The sequence below is a fragment of the Sphingobium sp. FG58 genome, from assembly GCF_057809055.1.
On the sequence record NZ_JBMDJF010000005.1, the window covers coordinates 29,817 to 47,359 of the forward strand.

The following is a 17,543-nucleotide window of genomic DNA, read 5'->3' on the forward strand; positions in this document are numbered from 1 at the left end:
TCAGCCGCCGAGCGGGGGGCCTGGCGGCATCGGGAAGCGCGAGCGCGGCCCCTTGCCCCAGGGTGAGGAGGAGGATTTGGGCGTATGCGCGACCGGGTCTTCCAGATAAAGCCCGATGTCGCGAGCGGCCTGCCGGTAATGGGCCGTCGTGATCGGGTCGGTATCCTTGCGCGTCTTAAGGTCGTCCGCAAGCTGGACGAGTCGTTCGGTGATATAGGCGCGTGCCTCGGCTGAAGCGGTCGTGTCCCCACTCAGGATCATCATCGATTCCAGCGCTACCCGTTGCGTCACCCGGCGAAGCGCCCGTCCTTGCGCATCGGCGTCGCGCGGCGCGCGCCAGCTATGCGCCATCACCGCATCCACCATTTCGGGCAGCGTCAGTGTGTCGGGCCTGCGCGCGGCCAAGGCAATCATCCGTGTCGCCCGCTTGCCCTCGAACAATGGCTCCAGCACCAGCGCAGACAGGATGCGCGCTGCTTTAAGCTGGTCGAACGCATCGTCGCTCGACAGATCTTCGAGATTATCGCCCGGATCGGGCGTCAACTGGGCCAGCAGCGTTTCGGGCAGAGTCAGGTTGGCTGGTTCGATCGCATCCATCAGCAGGCCCAGCACATCGCGTTGCAGGGTCGCGGGGACGAACTCAGTAGGCGGGATCGTCTCGCCCTTCACCACGATATTCTCATACAGGCCACCGACATATTTGAGGCCGGATTCGATCGCGTAGCGGTGGTGCAGATACGCCATCCACAGCCGTCCATTGCGCAGCGATCCGATCGGTTCGCCGGGCAACAGCATGTCGGGACCGTAATGGGCGATCATGATCTTGCGGGCTGCCATCGCTTCGGCCAGATTTTCGGTAGGCGTCGCCCGGTCGTCATACCAGGTCCAGCGCGGATCGGTGTCTGGCACATAGAGCAGTTCCTGCCCGCGCATGTCCGCGATCACCCCGTTCAGGCCCGCCTTTTCCTGCGCAGCGGGAAAGACGCTATAGGCATAGCGCGCCATCGCCATATCATAGGCGCCGATCTGCTTCTGGAAGGATTCGCTGATGTCCAGCTTGCCATCGACCACCTTCACGCGGGGCGTGGGATATTCCATCACCGAAGCCCGGTCGTTCAGACTGGAGGCAAAATTATGCCCGAAACCGACAGCATGGCCCAATTCATGCGCCGTCAGCAGCGCCTGACGCAGCAGCACCATGTCGCGCTGGCCCGCAGGCATGTCAGTCATGGTGCCGGGCATCAACAGGCTGGAGTCGGCCACCGTCACGCCGCTGCCGTCAGCAGGTAACCCGCCCATATAGGCGTCCCAATAATTGCCGATCGTGCGGATCCGGTGGGTGTCCATCCGTGTCTTTGACCCGATGATCTCGCCTGTACGCGGATCGCGATAGGTGCCACCGCTCGAAAAACCGCGCTCGTCGCGGTTGATCCACAGGACATAGGCATAGCGTATATCCATCGGGTCCATGTCGATCGGCGCATCCTCCGCTCGGATCGCATTGACGAACCCCGCCGCCTCGAACGCCTTGTTCCACCATAGCAGGCCAGCCTTCATCGCATGGCGGATCGGACCTGGAATGGCGGGATCGAAATAGAAAGTGATGGGCTTGACCGGCTCGCTCATTGCGGCGGATGGATCCTTCTTTTCCAATCGCCAGCGGGTGACCCACTCGGTTTCCGGGCCTTCACTGAACGGTCTGGAATAATCGTGGAACTTCATGGTGCTGACGCCGATACGCGGATCGCCCGTGCGCGGGGTATAGCCGACGGGCGCGCGCAGAAAGCTGTGATGTATCCGCATAGTCACCGCGCGCGGGTCGGGCGTCGTGTTGCGGACCAGCGCGCCGGGGGCGTCTGTAGTGAAGGTGGCTACCGTCTCGATCTCGCTATTGTCCGGGAAAGCCTTGATCCGGGCGGGGTAGAAACTGCTGCGCGATGCGTCGAACTTATATGTCCCCTGATTGGCACGCTTCAAAGTCGCTTCAATATTGGCGGCGTCGCGCATGAACAGCGCAGTGGCGTCCACCACCACGTTGCCCCCTGCGTCGGATTCGATCGGCAACGCCGCCAGAACCGAGGTCGGGAAGGATTCCGCGACACCTTGCGCGTGCGCGGTGTCGCCGCCCAGCGAGCGGTAGTCCTGATTGATTTCCGACACCAGCACCTTGGCCCCGCTACGCTGGAAACGGATGACCGCGCTGTACATGACGCCCCGGTCCAGCGGCAGTTCGACGGAGCCGCCGCCCGTCGCCGCCGAGACATAATAGAGGATATCCTGATCGAAGGCCGGAATTTCCAGCAGCACCCGCCCCTTCGCCGCATCCCAACGCAGCGGAATGAAGCCGTCCATCAGGGTGGTTGCGGCGGCGCTGCTGACCAGCGGCGGTCGAGTTGGAGCCGCGCTCGCCGTGCCGCCGGGCGCGATCAGGGCCAGCGCCATCGCCCCGGTGGCGGCGTGGACCGCCCGGCGGTGTGCGCGTGAAACTGAACGTGGACCCCTTGCAGCCATGTGCGACTCCCCCGGCCATTGGCGACCAGAATGATCCCCCGCATCTGTCAAACGCGCGACGCACCGCAATCCGCTATCGCGATCCGACTGTCGACCGCTCGAACAGGATCGGTACATTCGCGCGGCGCGCGACTTCACGCAGTATGATGCTGCTCCTGATCTTTGCGACATGAGGCAGGATCGACAATTCCTTCCGATAAATGGAGTCATATTCGTCGAGCGAACTGACATGGATCATCAGCATGAAGTCGGTGTCTCCCGACACGAAACCGCAAAAGGAGACAGAGGGACATTTGACCACCTCCTTTTCAAATTCGTTCAGGACATTTTCCGCTTGCGACACCAGTTCGATCATTACCATCACCACCCCGCTGAAACCCAGCGCGCGCAGGTTGAGGCGGGCGGTATAGCCGTCGATCACGCCTGATTCCTCCATCATCCGCCGCCGCCGTGCGACCGCCGTGCTGGACAGGTTGATCTGTTCCCCGACCGACACGTCGGACGCCCGCCCATCCTCCGACAGCGCCTTGAGGATTCGATAATCAACGGAATCGAGGGAAGGATTGTTGGAATACATCAAAAATCCTTTAGTTTTTGACGGATATTAAAAATCTCTTCGTGAAAATTGCGGCAAATTAGCAGAAATCGCAACAGAATTTCTGTTAGTCTCGTTGGTGCGCAAGAGATGGGCGAAGGGGCGATAGTGGATTGACGAAACCCGCTTCGTTTCTGTCCGCGAGGGATTATGAACAAAAGCCTCTGGGTCGCAAATAAGGCAATGAATACGAATAAAATGTAATAAATACAATAGTATATGGAGAGGTGCGTGGAGGCCTGGGGGCAGTAGCAACAGGGGGCCACACATGAACATCACGCAATCCGACCATATCGGTCACGCATCCAGCCGACGCGCGCACCGACTGCTGGGAAGGGTCTGCGCTGCAGCCCTGTGCGCAGCGTCGACAATCGCTGCGGCGCAGACCGCCGCGTCCCTGCCCGACGAGCAGGCGACCGCGACCGACAATTCGAGCGACATCACAGTCACCGGATCGCGCATCGTCCGCGACGGATATGACGCGCCGACGCCCGTCAGCATCATCAGCACCAAGGAGTTGAAGGCGGAAGCGCCAGCCAATATCTCCGACTTCGTCAATACCCTGCCTGCGGTGCGCGGCAGCGGCACGGCGGCCTCCTCCAACGGTTCGCTCAGCAACGGCGCGGCGGGCATCAACAGCGTCAACCTGCGCAATCTGGGCGCGAACCGCACGCTTGTGTTGTTCGACGGCCAGCGTTCCGTCACCTCCACCACGACCGGCCAAGTCGACGTCAACACATTCCCACAGGCGTTGATCGAGCGGGTCGAGGTGGTGACCGGCGGTGCATCGTCCGCTTATGGTTCGGACGCCGTGTCGGGCGTGGTCAACTTCATCCTCAACCGCGACTTCACCGGCTTCAAGACCGAATATGAATATGGCGTCACCACCCGCGACGACGGCAAAAACTACAAGTTCAACGCGACCGGCGGAAAATCCTTTGCCGATGGCAAGGGGCATATCCTGGTATCGGGCGAATATTTCGAGCAGGCGGGGATCCAGTCGATCGATCGCGACTGGAACGACAGCGGCTATTTCCTGGCCAACAACCCGGCCTATAGCGGCGCGCGCTGCACCGATGCGGCATCGCTCAATACGCCCTGCGTCCCCGAATATATCATCCAGGCGGGCATCGGCACCGGCCAGTTCACACCGGGCGGCCTCATCAGCACAGGCCCGCTGCGCGGCACCTATTTCGGGTCGATCAACCCGACCACCGGCAAGGCGTCGGTCAACCAGCTCAATTTCGGTGCGACCAACGGGCAGTGGATGATCGGCGGCGACACCGACATCACCACCAAGGGACATCGCGGCAGCGCGACCCTGTTGCCGTCGGAAAAGCGGCAAAGCGCCTTTGGTCGCCTGAGCTATGAATTTTCGCCGTTGATCGAAGTGTTCGGCCAGTTTTCCTACAGTCGCTATAACGGCCAGAGCTTCTATCAGCAGACCCCGACCGTGGGCGTCACCATCCAGCGCGACAACGCCTTCCTGCCCGACAGCGTACGGGCGGCGATGGTCGCCAACAACCTGACGTCGGTCCAGATCGGCACCAGCAACATCTTCCTGCCGCCGCAAGGTAGCGACAATACGCGGCAGGTGTTCCGTTATGTCGCGGGCGGACGCGGCGAATTTTCGGTCGCGTCGAGCGACTGGACCTGGGACGCCTATTATCAGCTTGGCAAGACCAAGACGAGCGAACTGCTGACGAACGCATGGAATATCGCGCGCATGGCAAGCGCCACCGACGCGGTCGTCGCGGCGGCCGGCAATGTCGGCGGCTATGCCCCCGGAACGATCGTCTGCCGCATCAATGTGGATGCCAACCCGAACAATAACGACCAAAGCTGCGTCCCGCTCAACCGCATCGGCACCAATGGCGCATCGGCGGCGGCGATCGACTATGTGCTGTATAACGGTCTCCAGCCGCTGCGTAAGCAGGAACTCAAGCAGGAAGTGGCGGCGATCAATTTTTCGACCAACAATCTGCTCGACCTGTGGGCCGGACCGATCTCGATCGCGTTCGGCGGCGAATATCGCAAGGAATCGGTGACCGGATCGGTCGATAGCCTGTTCCAGCCGATCGTCTCGAACGGGGTCACGACCGGCACCTGGATCTATGGCAATTATCTGCCCACGATCGGCCGCTATAATGTGAAGGAAGCCTATCTCGAAACCATCGTCCCGATCTTCCGGGGCATGGATTTCAACGGCGCGTTCCGCATGACCGACTATTCGACGTCGGGCAGCGTCAACACCTGGAAGGCGGGCCTTACCTGGCAGGCGATGGACGACATCAAGTTCCGTGGCACCGTGTCCCGCGACATTCGCGCGCCAAATCTGAGCGAATTGTTCGCGCCCGGCACCGGGCGCACCAACACCGTCAACGTCCCCAGTGGCGCGACGGTGCGCGCGGACCAGTTCAACGAATCCACCGTCGGCAACCCGACCCTGCAACCTGAAATCGCCAAGACCTATGGCGCGGGCGTCGTGTTGACGCCCACCTTCCTGCCGGGCTTCGCCATGTCGGTGGATTATTATAATATCAAGATCGACGGGTCGATCTCCTCTCTGGTCGCGCAGACGCTGGTGGATCAATGCTATCTGCAAAATATCGCGCTGGCCTGTACCGCCATATCGACCAGCGGTGGGCGTGGCATCGTCACCCCAGGGCTGCCCATCACCAGCATCGAAATCAAGCCGACCAACTTTGTGACCGAGAAGACAAGCGGCATCGACATTGAAGCCAGCTATCGCAGGCAGGTCGGTCCCGGCAACATGACTCTGCGCGCGCTGGTCAGCAAGGCGTTTGAACTGAAACTGGACAATGGCGTCACCGCAACGACAGATGCGGCCGGTCAGAATACAGGCGGCCTGCCCGACTGGACCTATCGCTTCACTGCCGGATACGACATGGACGCAGGCTTTAGCATCCAGGGCGTTGCGCGCGGCGTGTCCAGCGGCGTGTACAACAATAATTATGTCGTCTGCGACACCGCCTGCCCGCTTTCGACCGCCGACAATCGCACGATCAACATGAACAAGATCAAGGGCGCTTTCTACTTCGACCTCAACGCGAGCTATAATTTCGACATGGGCGGATCGAAGACGCAATTGTTCCTGTCTGTCCGCAACATATTCGACAAGGATCCCGTGCTGGTCGGCATCGGCCCGACGGGCAACAACACGCCCGCTTATCCGCAGACCAACCGCGCCCTCTACGACGTTCTGGGCCGCGTGTTCCGCATGGGCGTACGCCTGTCCATCTGACCTGCCTCTTGCGGTCGGCGGCCCGCGCCGTCGACCGCACCATACTCATAATCCATCCGTTCGGGAGATATTCGTGATGCTGAAATCCGTCGCCCCATCGCTGTACGGCAAGTCGCTTGCTGCCCTGCTGGTTTCGACCATGCTCGCCACTACCCCGCTTCCCGCCGCTGCCAAGGCACCTGCCGCGCTGAAGAAAGAAGTCGCGACGGCGATCGACGGGGAAGCCAAGCTGGTGCAGGAAATGGTCGATAGCGTCTTCAGCTTCGCCGAACCGGGCTTTCAGGAATTCAAGACAGCCGATTATCTGACTGCCATTCTGGAAAAAAATGGCTTCACCATCACCAGGGGCGTGGCGGGCATCCCGACGGCCTGGACTGCGACCTGGGGTACAGGTGGCCCACTCGTCGCGCTCGGCTCGGACGTAGACGGGTTGCTCGGTCTTTCCCAATATCCCGGATCGCCCACGCTCAAGCCGATGGTCGCAGGCGCTCCAGGCCATGGCGAAGGGCATAATTCGGGTATGCCGCTCATCGTGGCCGCCGCCATCGCGACCAAGAATGTGATGGAAAAGCGCGGGATCAAGGGTCGCCTGATGCTGTGGCCGGGCGTTGCGGAGGAATTGCTGGCGACCAAGGCCTTTTACGTCCGCGCTGGCCTGTTCAAGGATGTCGACGCCTCCATCTTCACGCATGTCGGTTCGGGCTTCAGCACCGGCTACGGCGAGATGGGCAATAACGGGATGGTGTCGGTCGAATATAATTTCCACGGCAAGACATCGCACGCCGCTGGCGCACCTTGGGCCGGGCGGAGCGCACTTGACGGCGTCGAACTGATGGACTTCGCCTGGAACATGCGCCGCGAGCATCTGCCTATCACCCAACGTTCGCATTATGTCATCACCAATGGCGGGGGCCAGCCCAACATTGTGCCGGGCGAGGCCAGCGTCTGGTATTATTTCCGCGAACAGACCTTCGATTCGATCCGCAAGCTCTACGAAACCGGCAGCGAGATCGCGGACGCGGCGGCCAAAGCGACCGGCACCACCGTCACCCGCCGTATCCTCGGCTATGCCGCGCCCAATTTCGGCAACAAGCCGTTGGCCGAGGCGGCCTATGCCAACATCCAGATGGTCGGGATGCCCAAATGGACCGCAGAGGACCAGGCCTTCGCCAAGGCGGCACAGCAGGCCAACAAGTTGGAGATAAAGCCGCTGGAGGACAAGGTCGGCGCACTTTCCACACCCGAAACGCGCGGCAAGTCGAACGGCGGCGGATCCGATGACATCGGCGACATCATGTGGACCGTGCCGACCATCACCATCCGTTTCCCGTCCAACATTCCCAGCATGATCGGCCATAATGTCACGTCGGCGATCGCGATGGCGACGCCGATCGCGCACAAGGGCGCGGTCGCGGGGGCCAAGGCGGTAGCCATGACCGTCCTCGACATCATGACAACCCCCGCACTGGTCAGCGAGGCCAAGGCCTATTTCACCAATGTCCAGACCAAGGACCAGAAATATGATCCGGTGCTGACCGCAGACGACAAGCCGGCTATCCATCTGAACAAGGAGATCATGGACCGGATGCGACCGGAGCTGGAGAAATTCTATTATGATCCCGCAAAGTATAGCAGCTATCTGGAACAGCTGGGCATCGCCTATCCCAATACGGATATTGGTGTCGCGAAATAGCAGCCCCTGCCTGAAACCCTGCGTCCATCCTCATCTTCGGAGCGCCCATGCCCGCCCCATCCCGTCATGATGTCCTGTCCACGATCGGCCTGTTGCTTGCCGCCTCCAGCCTGTCTTTCAGCGCCACGGCCACGGCCAAAGCTCCCCCAGCGCTCAAGGCGGAAGTCGCGACCTTGATCGACGGGGAGGCCAAGCTGGTGCAGGAAATGGTCGATAGCATCTTCAGCTTCGCCGAACCGGGCTTTCAGGAGGTAAAGACTTCGGCATATTTGACCGCCATCCTCGAACGAAACGGTTTCACCGTTACGCGCGGCGTTGCGGGCATCCCGACGGCGTGGACCGCGACCTGGGGTGCGGGCGGCCCGCTGGTGGCACTGGGATCCGACATTGATGGACTGCTTGGCTTGTCCCAGACACCTGGCTCGCCGACTATCAAGCCGATGGTTGCAGGCGCACCGGGGCATGGCGAAGGGCATAATTCGGGTATGCCGCTCATCATCGCCGCCGCCATCGCCACCAAGAATGTGATGGAAAAGCACGGGCTAAAGGGACGGCTGATGCTGTGGCCCGGCGTTGCGGAGGAATTGCTGGCAACCAAGGCCTTCTATGTGCGCGAAGGGCTGTTCAAGGATGTCGACGCCTCCATCTTCACGCATGTCAATTCGGGTTTCGGCACCGGTTGGGGCGATCTGGGCCTGACCGGCATGGTTTCGGTTCAATATGATTTCCATGGCAAGACGGCCCATGGTGCCGCGCCATGGAATGGCCGCAGCGCGCTCGATGGGGTCGAATGGATGAACGCCGCATGGAATTTCCGGCGCGAACATCTGCCGCTAACCCAGCGGTCGCATTATGTCATCACCAACGGCGGGGGCCAGCCCAACATCGTGCCGGGCGAAGCGAGCGTCTGGTATTATTTCCGTGACAAGGATTTCGCTTCGGTCCGCAAACTGTACGAAACCGGCAACGAGATTTCGGAGGCTGCGGCCAAGGCAACCGGCACCACCGTCACCCGCCGCCTGCTGGGCTATGCCGCGCCCAATTTCGGGAACAAGCCGCTGGCCGAAGCCGCCTATGCCAATATCGAAATGGTGGGGATGCCCCGGTGGAGCGAGGCTGATCAGGCCTTCGCAAAAGCGGTACAACAGGCTAACGGCTTCACGCTCAAGCCCCTGGACAGCAAGGTCACCCCCCTGTCGACCCCTGAAACACGCAGCGGCGCGAGCTTTGGTGGGTCCGACGATATCGGTGACATCATGTGGACCGTGCCCACCATCACCATTGGCTATCCATCCAACATTCCCAATACGATCGGACATCATGTGACCGCCGCCATAGCGATGGCGACCCCGATCGCACATAAGGGCGCTGTAGCCGGCGCAAAAGCGGTAGCCATGACCGTCCTCGACATCATGACCACGCCCACACTGGTCAGCGCGGCCAAGGCCTATTTCACCAATGTGCAGACCAAGGACGTGAAATATGATCCTGTCGTCACCGCGCAGGACAAACCCGCCATCCATTTGAACAAGGACCTGATGGAGCAGTTGCGCCCGAAGATGGCGCAATATTATTACGACCCCGCAAAATATGGCAGCTACCTTGAGCAGTTGGGTATCACCTATCCCGATACGAGTACCAGTGGCGCGAAGTAACGAAGCAGGTGCGCGAAGGAATCCGTAGCCGAGGATTCGTAAAGGAAGCAGGAACGCTATAGCGATTGCACAGTGGTCAAATGCCTATCACAGGCCATGGTGAGGCTGGAAACCCTGATCATCAACGCACCGGCAGCGCTGGGCGACACGCTCGATCAGATAAGCGGAAAACTGCGCTGATCCGATATATTGCTGCATTCAGGCCCGGCGCAATGACCTCGACCATGGCATCTGCCAAAACCGCCTTACGAGCCTTGGCGACCCTTGCACGAAGAAATCCAATCGCACGACAAGGCGCTCGTGCGAGGGAACGACACGGCTTCGGCCTGCTTGACAGCGCGTAGGCTACGCCTTGTCGTCGACGAGCCCATCAGGACCTCGATCATTGAACCGCACGACCCAGTCGCGCCCGATCTGCAACGCTACTCCGCCGATACGCGCCGCATCGCCGTGCCTCGTCTTCGGCGTAACGATCGCTGACGCAAAGGATAGGGTCATTTCGATCCATATAATCCCAATGGACAGATGGCATAATAATCATACGCAATATAATTTTCCATGGAATATCAATACGTTGCTATGACATAGGGGTCGCCAGAAAAATCAAAGCCGGGTGATGCACGAGATCAGCTGACAGCAACATTTGTGTCTACCGTCAGACCTGAATCGGCTAGTTTGACTCGGCATTTTGCAGTGCGACGGTAAGAGCATCGACATCAGTCGGATCAACCGGCGCACCATAGACGGTGACCATTTTGTTGATTGCATCGCGCCAGAATGGCGGCCCTTTGCCCGGTGGCTGGGTCGTGATGTAGTCGAGCGCGTGACACGCCGCGCAATTGGTGACGATGATTTCTGCTGCCGTTCCGTTCAGGCGCGCCGGGATCTCGTCGCTCGGCAACGCATAGGTTCGCGGCCGCGCGATCGCGCCGCCACCCAGCAGAACCAGCGCGCTGATGAACAGGCCCCAGCGCATCAGATGGCCTCCAGTTGGACGGTTTCGACGACATTGCGCATATAGCCGGCGGGTTGCCATAGCGCGTTGGGCGGCTGGATTTCTCCATCATTCCCGACGGCGCGGACTTTGACGCCATGCTGTCCCTTGGGAAATGTCGCGACGAACCGCCACTCGCGAAAGGCGTAACGTCCATGATCCTGACCGAGACTGGCGTCCTGCCAGTCGCGCCCGCCATTGATCGACAATTGGACGCGGGCAATCCCTGCGCCGCCGTTGAAGGCGATACCCCGCAGAGGAACTGCTCGCCCGGCGACTACAGGTTCACCCGCCTGGTGACTGGTGATGAATGAGCGGATATTGAAACTTGCTATCGGAACGGTCTTGTCCGGCTTCTGCCCCGGTGCGACGCAATGGCAGTCATTGTCGGGAATGCGATAGGCGGTTTTCATCCAATAGCCGTCATATTGGCGATCGACCACGGTGATTTCGTGCAAATGCTTGACCCAATAGGTGCCATAATAGCCCGGCACGATCAGTCGCAAGGGATAGCCGTTGAGAAATGGCAAATCAGCATCGTTCATGGACCAGGCGACCATGACTTCACCGTTCCGGGCATGATCGATATCCAGCGCCTTGACGAAATCCGGTATCGTTTCAACCGGTGGGGCGTCGAGGCCATTGAACGTCACTTGCCGCGCCCCCGCCCTCACCCCGGCGCGATCAAGCAACACCCTGAGCGAGACACCGCGCCAGCGTGCATTGCCCATCGCGCCATTGCCCAACTGGCCGCCCCCCACGCGCGGGTCGGAGAAGGCGCGGCTATTGCCAGAGCATTGATTGACAGCGACGATCTCCTGAACGGGGAAATCCCGTTTCAGCTGTGCGAGCGACAGGGACAACGGCGCGCCGACATGGCCGCCGATGCTGAGCCGATATGTCGCCGGGTCGATCGTCGTCGGGAGGTCGGACAGATGATAGCGCACGAAAAAGGCATCATTCGGCGTCAATATGCCGTCGTTAAATATCGGAAACGGTGTCTCCAGCTGCGGGGGACGCATGGTCAGACCGATCAAGGGCCGTTTTTGCGGCAGACGCACCAAGGGCCGGTCGCCGTTTGCGAACGGCATGCGAATGGCCTCGCTTCGAGCGATTGCGGGAGCCGCGACAAGGGCTACGGATGCCTGGGCCATGAAGCGGCGGCGATTGACAGGATTCATACTGAGCTTCTCGATTTGATCGAAACGACCCGCTGTCTGTGGGACATTCACGCCACCGCCTGGAGGCCCGCCATTGCAAAGCCGGGCTTGAAATCGGCCCGATCCTCAAAGCGCAGGATGTGCTGGGTCCGGTCGGCTGCGGGATGGCGGCGTGCGCCTGACAGGACGGCGGCATCCAGGTGCGGCGCCAGCATCTCGATCAGCCGATAGGTGTAATTTCGCAGCAATGAGCCTTTCAACGTCGCGATCTTCGTAGTGCTGGGATGGAAGAAGCGATTGGACCCTGCAATGACGTGCAAACCATCGCCAGCACCATTGGCAATCGCCATTTGCGCGACGATCCCGATGCCCATGCCTAGGCGGACATAGGTTTTGATGACGTCGGCATCCATCGCGGTGAGCCGGATATCGGGTTCAATCCCGGCCTCCTCAAACGCGCTGTTGATCTGCGACCGGCCGGTAAATTCAGGATTATAAGTGATGATGGGATAACGCCCGATATCGGCGAGCGTTACCTTTTCGCGCCATGTCAGCGGGTGGCCGGGCGGGATGATGGCAACATGTTCCCAGGTGAAGCAGGGGTAGGTCTGAAGCTCAGCATGGTCATCGACCGCCTCTGTCGCAAGGCCCAGATCGGCTTCGCCCCGCAAGACCAGATCTACCACATATTTTGGGGTGCCCTGACGCAATTCGATTTCGACATCCGGGAACAACGGACTGAACCGCGCCAGCACCGGCGGCAGGATGTAATTGGCCTGATTGTGGGTCGCGGCAATGACCAGCCGCCCCTTGTCCTCCTGCGCAAACTGCGCCGACAGCCGCTTGAGATTGTCGGCCTGATGCAGCAGCTTTTCTATAACCTGCGCCGCATTTTCGCCCGCCTTGGTCAGGCCGACGAGCCGTTTGCCCCGGCGAACAAAAATGTCGACCTTCAACTCGGCCTCAAGCTCCTTGATCTGCTTGCTGACACCCGACTGCGACGTGCAAAGCTGATTTGCGACTTCGGTCAGGTTCAGATTGTGCTGAATCGCGGTTCGCACATATTTCAGCTGCTGGAAGTTCATAGCGACACCTTGACGGAATGGACCGCCACGCCCGTGGCCCGTGCGCGATGCACGATGTTGCTGCTGGAAATGGCCATGCTTCCCCCTCTTAAGAATGTGGCGTCAGCATCCGTGGCAGGGTAGCTTCATTACTCAACTGAAGTGATAGAGAATTGACGAAATGGCAAGAGGTGTGAAAATCCCCCAGACGGTCAGCATCAGCCGGTCGCGCGGCATGACTGTCCCACGATTCCTAACTATAAACCTTTATATATCATATATTTGTGTCAGTCATGCTGGCTCAAGGCACGCCATATATCCGCCACTGCGACAGAAGGGCTTTACACCTCCACAGAATATCTAATCGCCATTTCATTGGTTTGATGGGGCCGTGCGGCCTTTAGAAGCGATGAAAGGATCTGCCCGATCAGGGGCGGCAATCGCGCCGCGGCCTATCCGGCTGGTACGCCCATAGCGGGGACAAGGATATAGAATGACGAAATCCGGTGCAGCAGCCATTGTCGTGGCGGGGTGCATTGCAGCGGCAGGCGCTATCGCCCAGCCGCCGTTGCGCGATGCAGCGCCGCTTCCGATCAAGGAATTCATGGGTCATGTCATGCAGCGCAATGCGCAGCAATTGTGGCACTGGACGTCGTTCGAAAGCGACGATCAGGGGGAGCGTTCGGGCAAGCCGACATCTGCGGAGGAATGGGAGGACGCGGAAAGCGACGCGCTGACCTTGCAACAACTAAGCTATGCGCTCGAACATGCAGCCTATCGTATCGACGACAAGAATTGGGATCGCCATCTGGCCAGTTTCCGGGCGGCGGCCAGCGCAAGCGCCGACGCGGCCGAGCATCAGGACTTTGACCGGTTACAGAAAGCGGGCGATGACATAAATGCCCAATGTGTCGCCTGTCACATTAGCTTCGCGCCGGAGATCGAGGCGCCTGCGCCGCCGCTACCGGAAGGTTTCTGAGCCACCGCTTTTCCATTCGGTCGCGCCAGCCGCCTCCAGCCCAGGACAAGCCCGCTGACAGAAACCGCCAGGCCGAATAGCGACCCGATCCAGAGCAACATTTCGCGCGCGGGCGCATGGCGCAACAATATGTTGAGATCCCATCGGTGCAGCATGTCGAACAGCCAGCGATAGATGCGTCGTCTCACATCCATCCGCCCTAGAATCTCTCCGGTCCGCGGATCGAGATAGAGCCAGGTCTGCCCGACATCGTCGAAACGCAGCTGAAGCACTGGCAATATCGGTGACCTGCCAACCGCATACCAGTAGGAATCCGGCTCGCTGACCAATTGCGCTTCAACCCGCCTTCCGCCCGGCACCAGCGCCTCGCTTGCCTGCATGATGGTCCGCGTCGCGAGCGGTGCAGGTGCCATCGTCGCGCTCGCGAGGATTTTGCTTGAGCCATCCGGGACTTCGATGGCCGCGGTCCTGATGCCCGCATCAGACCGGAACCGCACCAGAACGGCGCGGGGCGAGCGTGCGCGGAGCCGGGCGAGCGTTGCCGCGTCGGGGATTGGATCACCCGCATATTGTCGAAGCGCCGCCGCCTCACCCTGCCCTTGCGCGAATATGTGGCCCGGATCGACGGACAACCAGCCGCTGAAAATCCAGGCGATCAGAAACAGGCCGCCTGAAAGACCCGCTACATGGTGCCAGAGCATCCAGCCATGATAGGGAGTCATGCGGCCACCGGCATAGCGTCTGGCCCCCGCCCGCATGCGCAGCAAGCCAATCCAGAATCCCGTCACGGCCGCGGCGATGCACGGCCCGGACACCCACATCACGACCTGCCGCCACAGCCCATTATCCTGCCGCAAGATGGTGGGATAAATCCAGTGCGGCAGGGAGCCGAGCCAGTTCGAGAAGCGGGCAGACCGGGTTGTCCGCTGCACGACGCTGCCCGTCGTCGAAGAGATGTACAGAATGGTGCCGGCCTGATCGTCCAGCATCACCTTCCACAAGGGACGATGGGCGTCGAAACCAGACCCGACCGTCCACTGGTCCCTGTCAATTGTCGCTATGTCGATTGCGTTAAAACCGGAAAAACGCGCCGCCTCCCGACGGGCATAGCGACTATCGACCGGCGACACCGCCCTGCCCGTCCGTGCCGCCAGGACCGTCCACTTGCCATCCGCGTCAGCGATACGCCACACCGGTTCGCTATCGCGCATAGCGAGTTCAAGCGACCCGATCGAGCTGACCATTGCGGACGGCAGCGCGCGAACATGCGGCCAGTCGATCGGCTGGCTGCCCGCCAGCCTGTCGCGTTGAGATAGTGATGGATAGGGAACATAGTGCATGACCAGCCCGGACGCGAACCAGATGCAGAAGAGCAGGCAACTGGCAATACCGATCCAGCGATGAACCAGGAAGAGCCAGCGGCGCAGATGCTTGCCGTTCCGTTTCCTAAAAGGCGGCACGTATCGTCACGTCGATCGACCGGGGCCGTCCGATGATCCACTGCTGGTCGTTATAGCTGGTCACCGCATAGGCTTTGTCGGTCAGGTTGAAGATATGCAGATCCAGCGCGACGGACGGCGCAAGGCCATAGGAAGCGCTCGCGTCGATCGTGGTATAGCCGGGGATGCGGAAATCATTGCCATTGTCGGACCAGCTAGCCCCGACATGGCGCAGACCAGCCCGCAGCTGAAAACGGTCCGTTGCATCCCAGCGCAGCCACAGATTGGCGGCGGTCTCTGGAATATTGGGGGGCGTATTGCCGTCATATACCGCGTCCGCCGATGCGAAGTCGTCGAACCGTGCGTCCAGGACCGTGGCATTGGCATCGATCCCGAAGCCCGCAGGCAAATCGAGCGAGAAAGCCGCTTCAATCCCCTTTGCCGACCGCTGCCCGACCTGTTCGATCGGGCTGGCCAAGGTGCGCTGGACGAGCAGCCCCTTCTTTACGATGCGGTAGGCGGCCAGCGTGGCTGACCCGCGTCCGTCGAGAAACTGCGCCTTGGCGCCAATCTCCACCTGATCGCCGGTCGCGTGGCTGAACTGGACCTGCCCGCCGCTATAGGTTGTCAATGTCCCCAGCGGATCCACGCCGGTTGAATATTGGGCATAAAATGACAGGTCTGGTCGGGGACGATAGACTGCGCCGATCCGCCAGGTCGTGTTGGCGAGCCTCTTGGTCAGCGCCAGCGTCTCGCCACCCCCAGCCTCGATCGTCCAGCGCCTGACCCGGTTATGCTCGTAGCGGATACCAGCCACCAGCGAGACAGTCTCGTCCAGTTTCAGCCGATCTTCGGCGAAGAAGGCATATTCGTTCGTCCTTGTGCGGTATCGCGGCGCTATTCCCTGCGTGTCGAAAAAGAGGCCGGGATCGAACGTGAAAGGATCGACCGGGCTGATCTGCGGGTCCGACCCGAAATCATGTGAATAGGTCAGGCGCACCGAATTGACGTCAAACCCGGCGACCATGTCATTGCTGATGCCGTCAGCCACGGGGAAATGGAGCGTCACGCTGCCCTGATCACCCCATTGCACCTGATCGTGAATGATGCCGATATTGTCGGTGCGGTAGATGCTACCTGGCGTACCGGTCGTGCCATTATAGCCGTTGGGACAATTGCCATCCGACGCGACCCAGCAATAGCTTTCCAGATTGCGCCAGAAACGCTTGCTCGTCAGACGGTAGGACTGGTTGCTGACGGTGATCGCTTCGCTGGGCTGCCAGTCGATCTGGAGCGTGGTACGATTGTCGCGGAAATGCACTTTCCCATCGGCAACATTATAGTTGCGACGCAGGACACGCGGATCGAGCTTACCGTCGATCAGCGGCGTCCCGAAATATGCCATGGGACGCTGGTCGCCATAATCGTGTCGCGCCGCGATCGTCAGCGTATCGACCGGTTTCCAGCGTAGCGTGCCTGACAGGGCCAGACTGCGCGATTGCCCGCGATCGACATATCCGTCCGATCGGCGGTAGCTGCCGTCGACCCGGTAGGAAAGCCGGTCGCTCGCGGGTCCGCCAACGCCCAGGGCGGCATGAAAGCTGTCCTGCGAGCCATAGCCCGCTTCGCCTTCTACCACTGTGCGGCTCTCATTGGGCTTGCGGTTGATGACGTTCACCGCTCCGCCCAATGCACCTTGTCCATACAGGACCGACGCAGGCCCGGATAATATGTCGATCCGTTCGACCATCCATGGGTCTGTGGGAAAGGTGATCGTGCCCGCCGCTGGGAACAGGCGCACGCCATCGACCAGTTGCAGCACCGACCCCTGCCCGCTGAAGCCTCGTGCCGTCAGGGCCGTATTGCCGTTGCCCAGATTGGCTGCATTGCTGATCCCCGGAGCGCGGCTCACGGCTTCGGCAATCGACTGATCACCCCGCGCGCGAACGAGGTCGCCCTCCAGCGTTGTGATGCTGGCCGGCGTTTCCAGCGGCGTCAGGCCAAGGCGACTGCCCGTTGCATTGGGCTGCGTCAGCGTGGCGCGTTCGAGATGGCCGGTGACGAGGATCGAAGGGGTTTCGGCCCCATCCTCGGCAGCGGCTCCAGAGGGGCAGAGGATGAAGGCCAATCCCGCCATTGCCCTCATCCGGTATGAATGTCGGTTACATGTCATGATGGTCTTTCGCGC

At 60.6% G+C, this 17,543-nt stretch carries 11 protein-coding genes; 4 read left to right on the top strand and 7 right to left on the bottom strand.

The annotated features are described in order from the left end of the window. Both ACODR8_RS08315 and ACODR8_RS08320 read right to left on the bottom strand, forming a co-directional pair. Positions 1–2,511 carry a zinc-dependent metalloprotease gene (locus ACODR8_RS08315; RefSeq protein ID WP_489006809.1) on the bottom strand — a complete coding sequence of 837 codons (2,511 nt, stop codon included), beginning with the start codon at positions 2,509–2,511 and terminating at the stop codon, positions 1–3. A gap of 73 nt (positions 2,512–2,584) precedes the next feature. Next, the gene (locus ACODR8_RS08320) at positions 2,585–3,088 is read right to left on the bottom strand and encodes an Lrp/AsnC family transcriptional regulator (RefSeq protein WP_489006810.1); all 504 of its coding nucleotides are present in this window, start codon (positions 3,086–3,088) and stop codon (positions 2,585–2,587) included. Positions 3,089–3,374: 286 nt separating this feature from the next. On the opposite strand from ACODR8_RS08320, the gene ACODR8_RS08325 reads away from it, so the two are divergent. From ACODR8_RS08325 to ACODR8_RS08335, 3 genes are all read left to right on the top strand, one after another. Beyond that, entirely contained in the window at positions 3,375–6,371 is a 2,997-nt protein-coding gene (locus ACODR8_RS08325; protein WP_489006811.1) for a TonB-dependent receptor plug domain-containing protein, read from the top strand. Positions 6,372–6,447: 76 nt separating this feature from the next. Beyond that, positions 6,448–8,064: an amidohydrolase gene (locus ACODR8_RS08330; protein WP_489006954.1), complete on the top strand. Its 1,617-nt coding sequence runs from the start codon at positions 6,448–6,450 to the stop codon at positions 8,062–8,064. 47 nt (positions 8,065–8,111) lie between these two features. Further along, a complete protein-coding gene (locus ACODR8_RS08335; RefSeq protein WP_489006812.1) occupies positions 8,112–9,719 on the top strand; it encodes an amidohydrolase in 1,608 nt (535 codons plus the stop codon). Positions 9,720–10,389: 670 nt separating this feature from the next. Here the strand turns inward: ACODR8_RS08335 and ACODR8_RS08340 are convergent. The 3 genes from ACODR8_RS08340 to ACODR8_RS08350 are packed head-to-tail and all read right to left on the bottom strand — an operon-like array spanning position 10,390 to position 12,958. Further along, positions 10,390–10,695, bottom strand: a complete 306-nt coding sequence (locus tag ACODR8_RS08340; protein WP_489006813.1) for a cytochrome C — start codon at positions 10,693–10,695, stop codon at positions 10,390–10,392. Then, a complete protein-coding gene (gene sorA, locus ACODR8_RS08345) occupies positions 10,695–11,894 on the bottom strand; it encodes a SorA family sulfite dehydrogenase catalytic subunit (RefSeq protein ID WP_489006814.1) in 1,200 nt (399 codons plus the stop codon). Before sorA ends, ACODR8_RS08340 begins: the two co-directional genes overlap by 1 nt. Before the next feature lie 47 nt (positions 11,895–11,941). After that, positions 11,942–12,958, bottom strand: a complete 1,017-nt coding sequence (locus ACODR8_RS08350) for a LysR substrate-binding domain-containing protein (protein ID WP_489006815.1) — start codon at positions 12,956–12,958, stop codon at positions 11,942–11,944. A 472-nt stretch (positions 12,959–13,430) separates the two neighbouring features. Between ACODR8_RS08350 and ACODR8_RS08355 the strand changes: the two genes are divergently transcribed. Further along, positions 13,431–13,916, top strand: a complete 486-nt coding sequence (locus ACODR8_RS08355) for a hypothetical protein (protein ID WP_489006816.1) — start codon at positions 13,431–13,433, stop codon at positions 13,914–13,916. On the opposite strand, the gene ACODR8_RS08360 is transcribed toward ACODR8_RS08355, so the two are convergent. After that, positions 13,856–15,376, bottom strand: coding sequence for a PepSY domain-containing protein (locus ACODR8_RS08360; RefSeq protein ID WP_489006817.1), 1,521 nt, complete (start codon positions 15,374–15,376; stop codon positions 13,856–13,858). The genes ACODR8_RS08355 and ACODR8_RS08360 overlap by 61 nt on opposite strands. Then, entirely contained in the window at positions 15,363–17,492 is a 2,130-nt protein-coding gene (locus ACODR8_RS08365) for a TonB-dependent receptor (RefSeq protein WP_489006818.1), read from the bottom strand. The genes ACODR8_RS08360 and ACODR8_RS08365 overlap by 14 nt, the downstream gene beginning before the upstream one ends. Positions 17,493–17,543: the final 51 nt, after the last annotated feature.

What these genes read in the sequence shown, in the direction of transcription:
- ACODR8_RS08330 (WP_489006954.1), top strand. Translation starts at nt 6,448, where the DNA reads ATGCTGAAATCCGTCGCCCCATCGCTGTACGGCAAGTCGCTTGCTGCC.
- ACODR8_RS08355 (WP_489006816.1), top strand. Translation starts at nt 13,431, where the DNA reads ATGACGAAATCCGGTGCAGCAGCCATTGTCGTGGCGGGGTGCATTGCA.
- sorA (WP_489006814.1), bottom strand. Translation starts at nt 11,894, where the DNA reads ATGAATCCTGTCAATCGCCGCCGCTTCATGGCCCAGGCATCCGTAGCC.
- ACODR8_RS08340 (WP_489006813.1), bottom strand. Translation starts at nt 10,695, where the DNA reads ATGCGCTGGGGCCTGTTCATCAGCGCGCTGGTTCTGCTGGGTGGCGGC.
- ACODR8_RS08335 (WP_489006812.1), top strand. Translation starts at nt 8,112, where the DNA reads ATGCCCGCCCCATCCCGTCATGATGTCCTGTCCACGATCGGCCTGTTG.
- ACODR8_RS08315 (WP_489006809.1), bottom strand. Translation starts at nt 2,511, where the DNA reads ATGGCTGCAAGGGGTCCACGTTCAGTTTCACGCGCACACCGCCGGGCG.
- ACODR8_RS08325 (WP_489006811.1), top strand. Translation starts at nt 3,375, where the DNA reads ATGAACATCACGCAATCCGACCATATCGGTCACGCATCCAGCCGACGC.
- ACODR8_RS08350 (WP_489006815.1), bottom strand. Translation starts at nt 12,958, where the DNA reads ATGAACTTCCAGCAGCTGAAATATGTGCGAACCGCGATTCAGCACAAT.
- ACODR8_RS08365 (WP_489006818.1), bottom strand. Translation starts at nt 17,492, where the DNA reads ATGGCGGGATTGGCCTTCATCCTCTGCCCCTCTGGAGCCGCTGCCGAG.
- ACODR8_RS08320 (WP_489006810.1), bottom strand. Translation starts at nt 3,088, where the DNA reads ATGTATTCCAACAATCCTTCCCTCGATTCCGTTGATTATCGAATCCTC.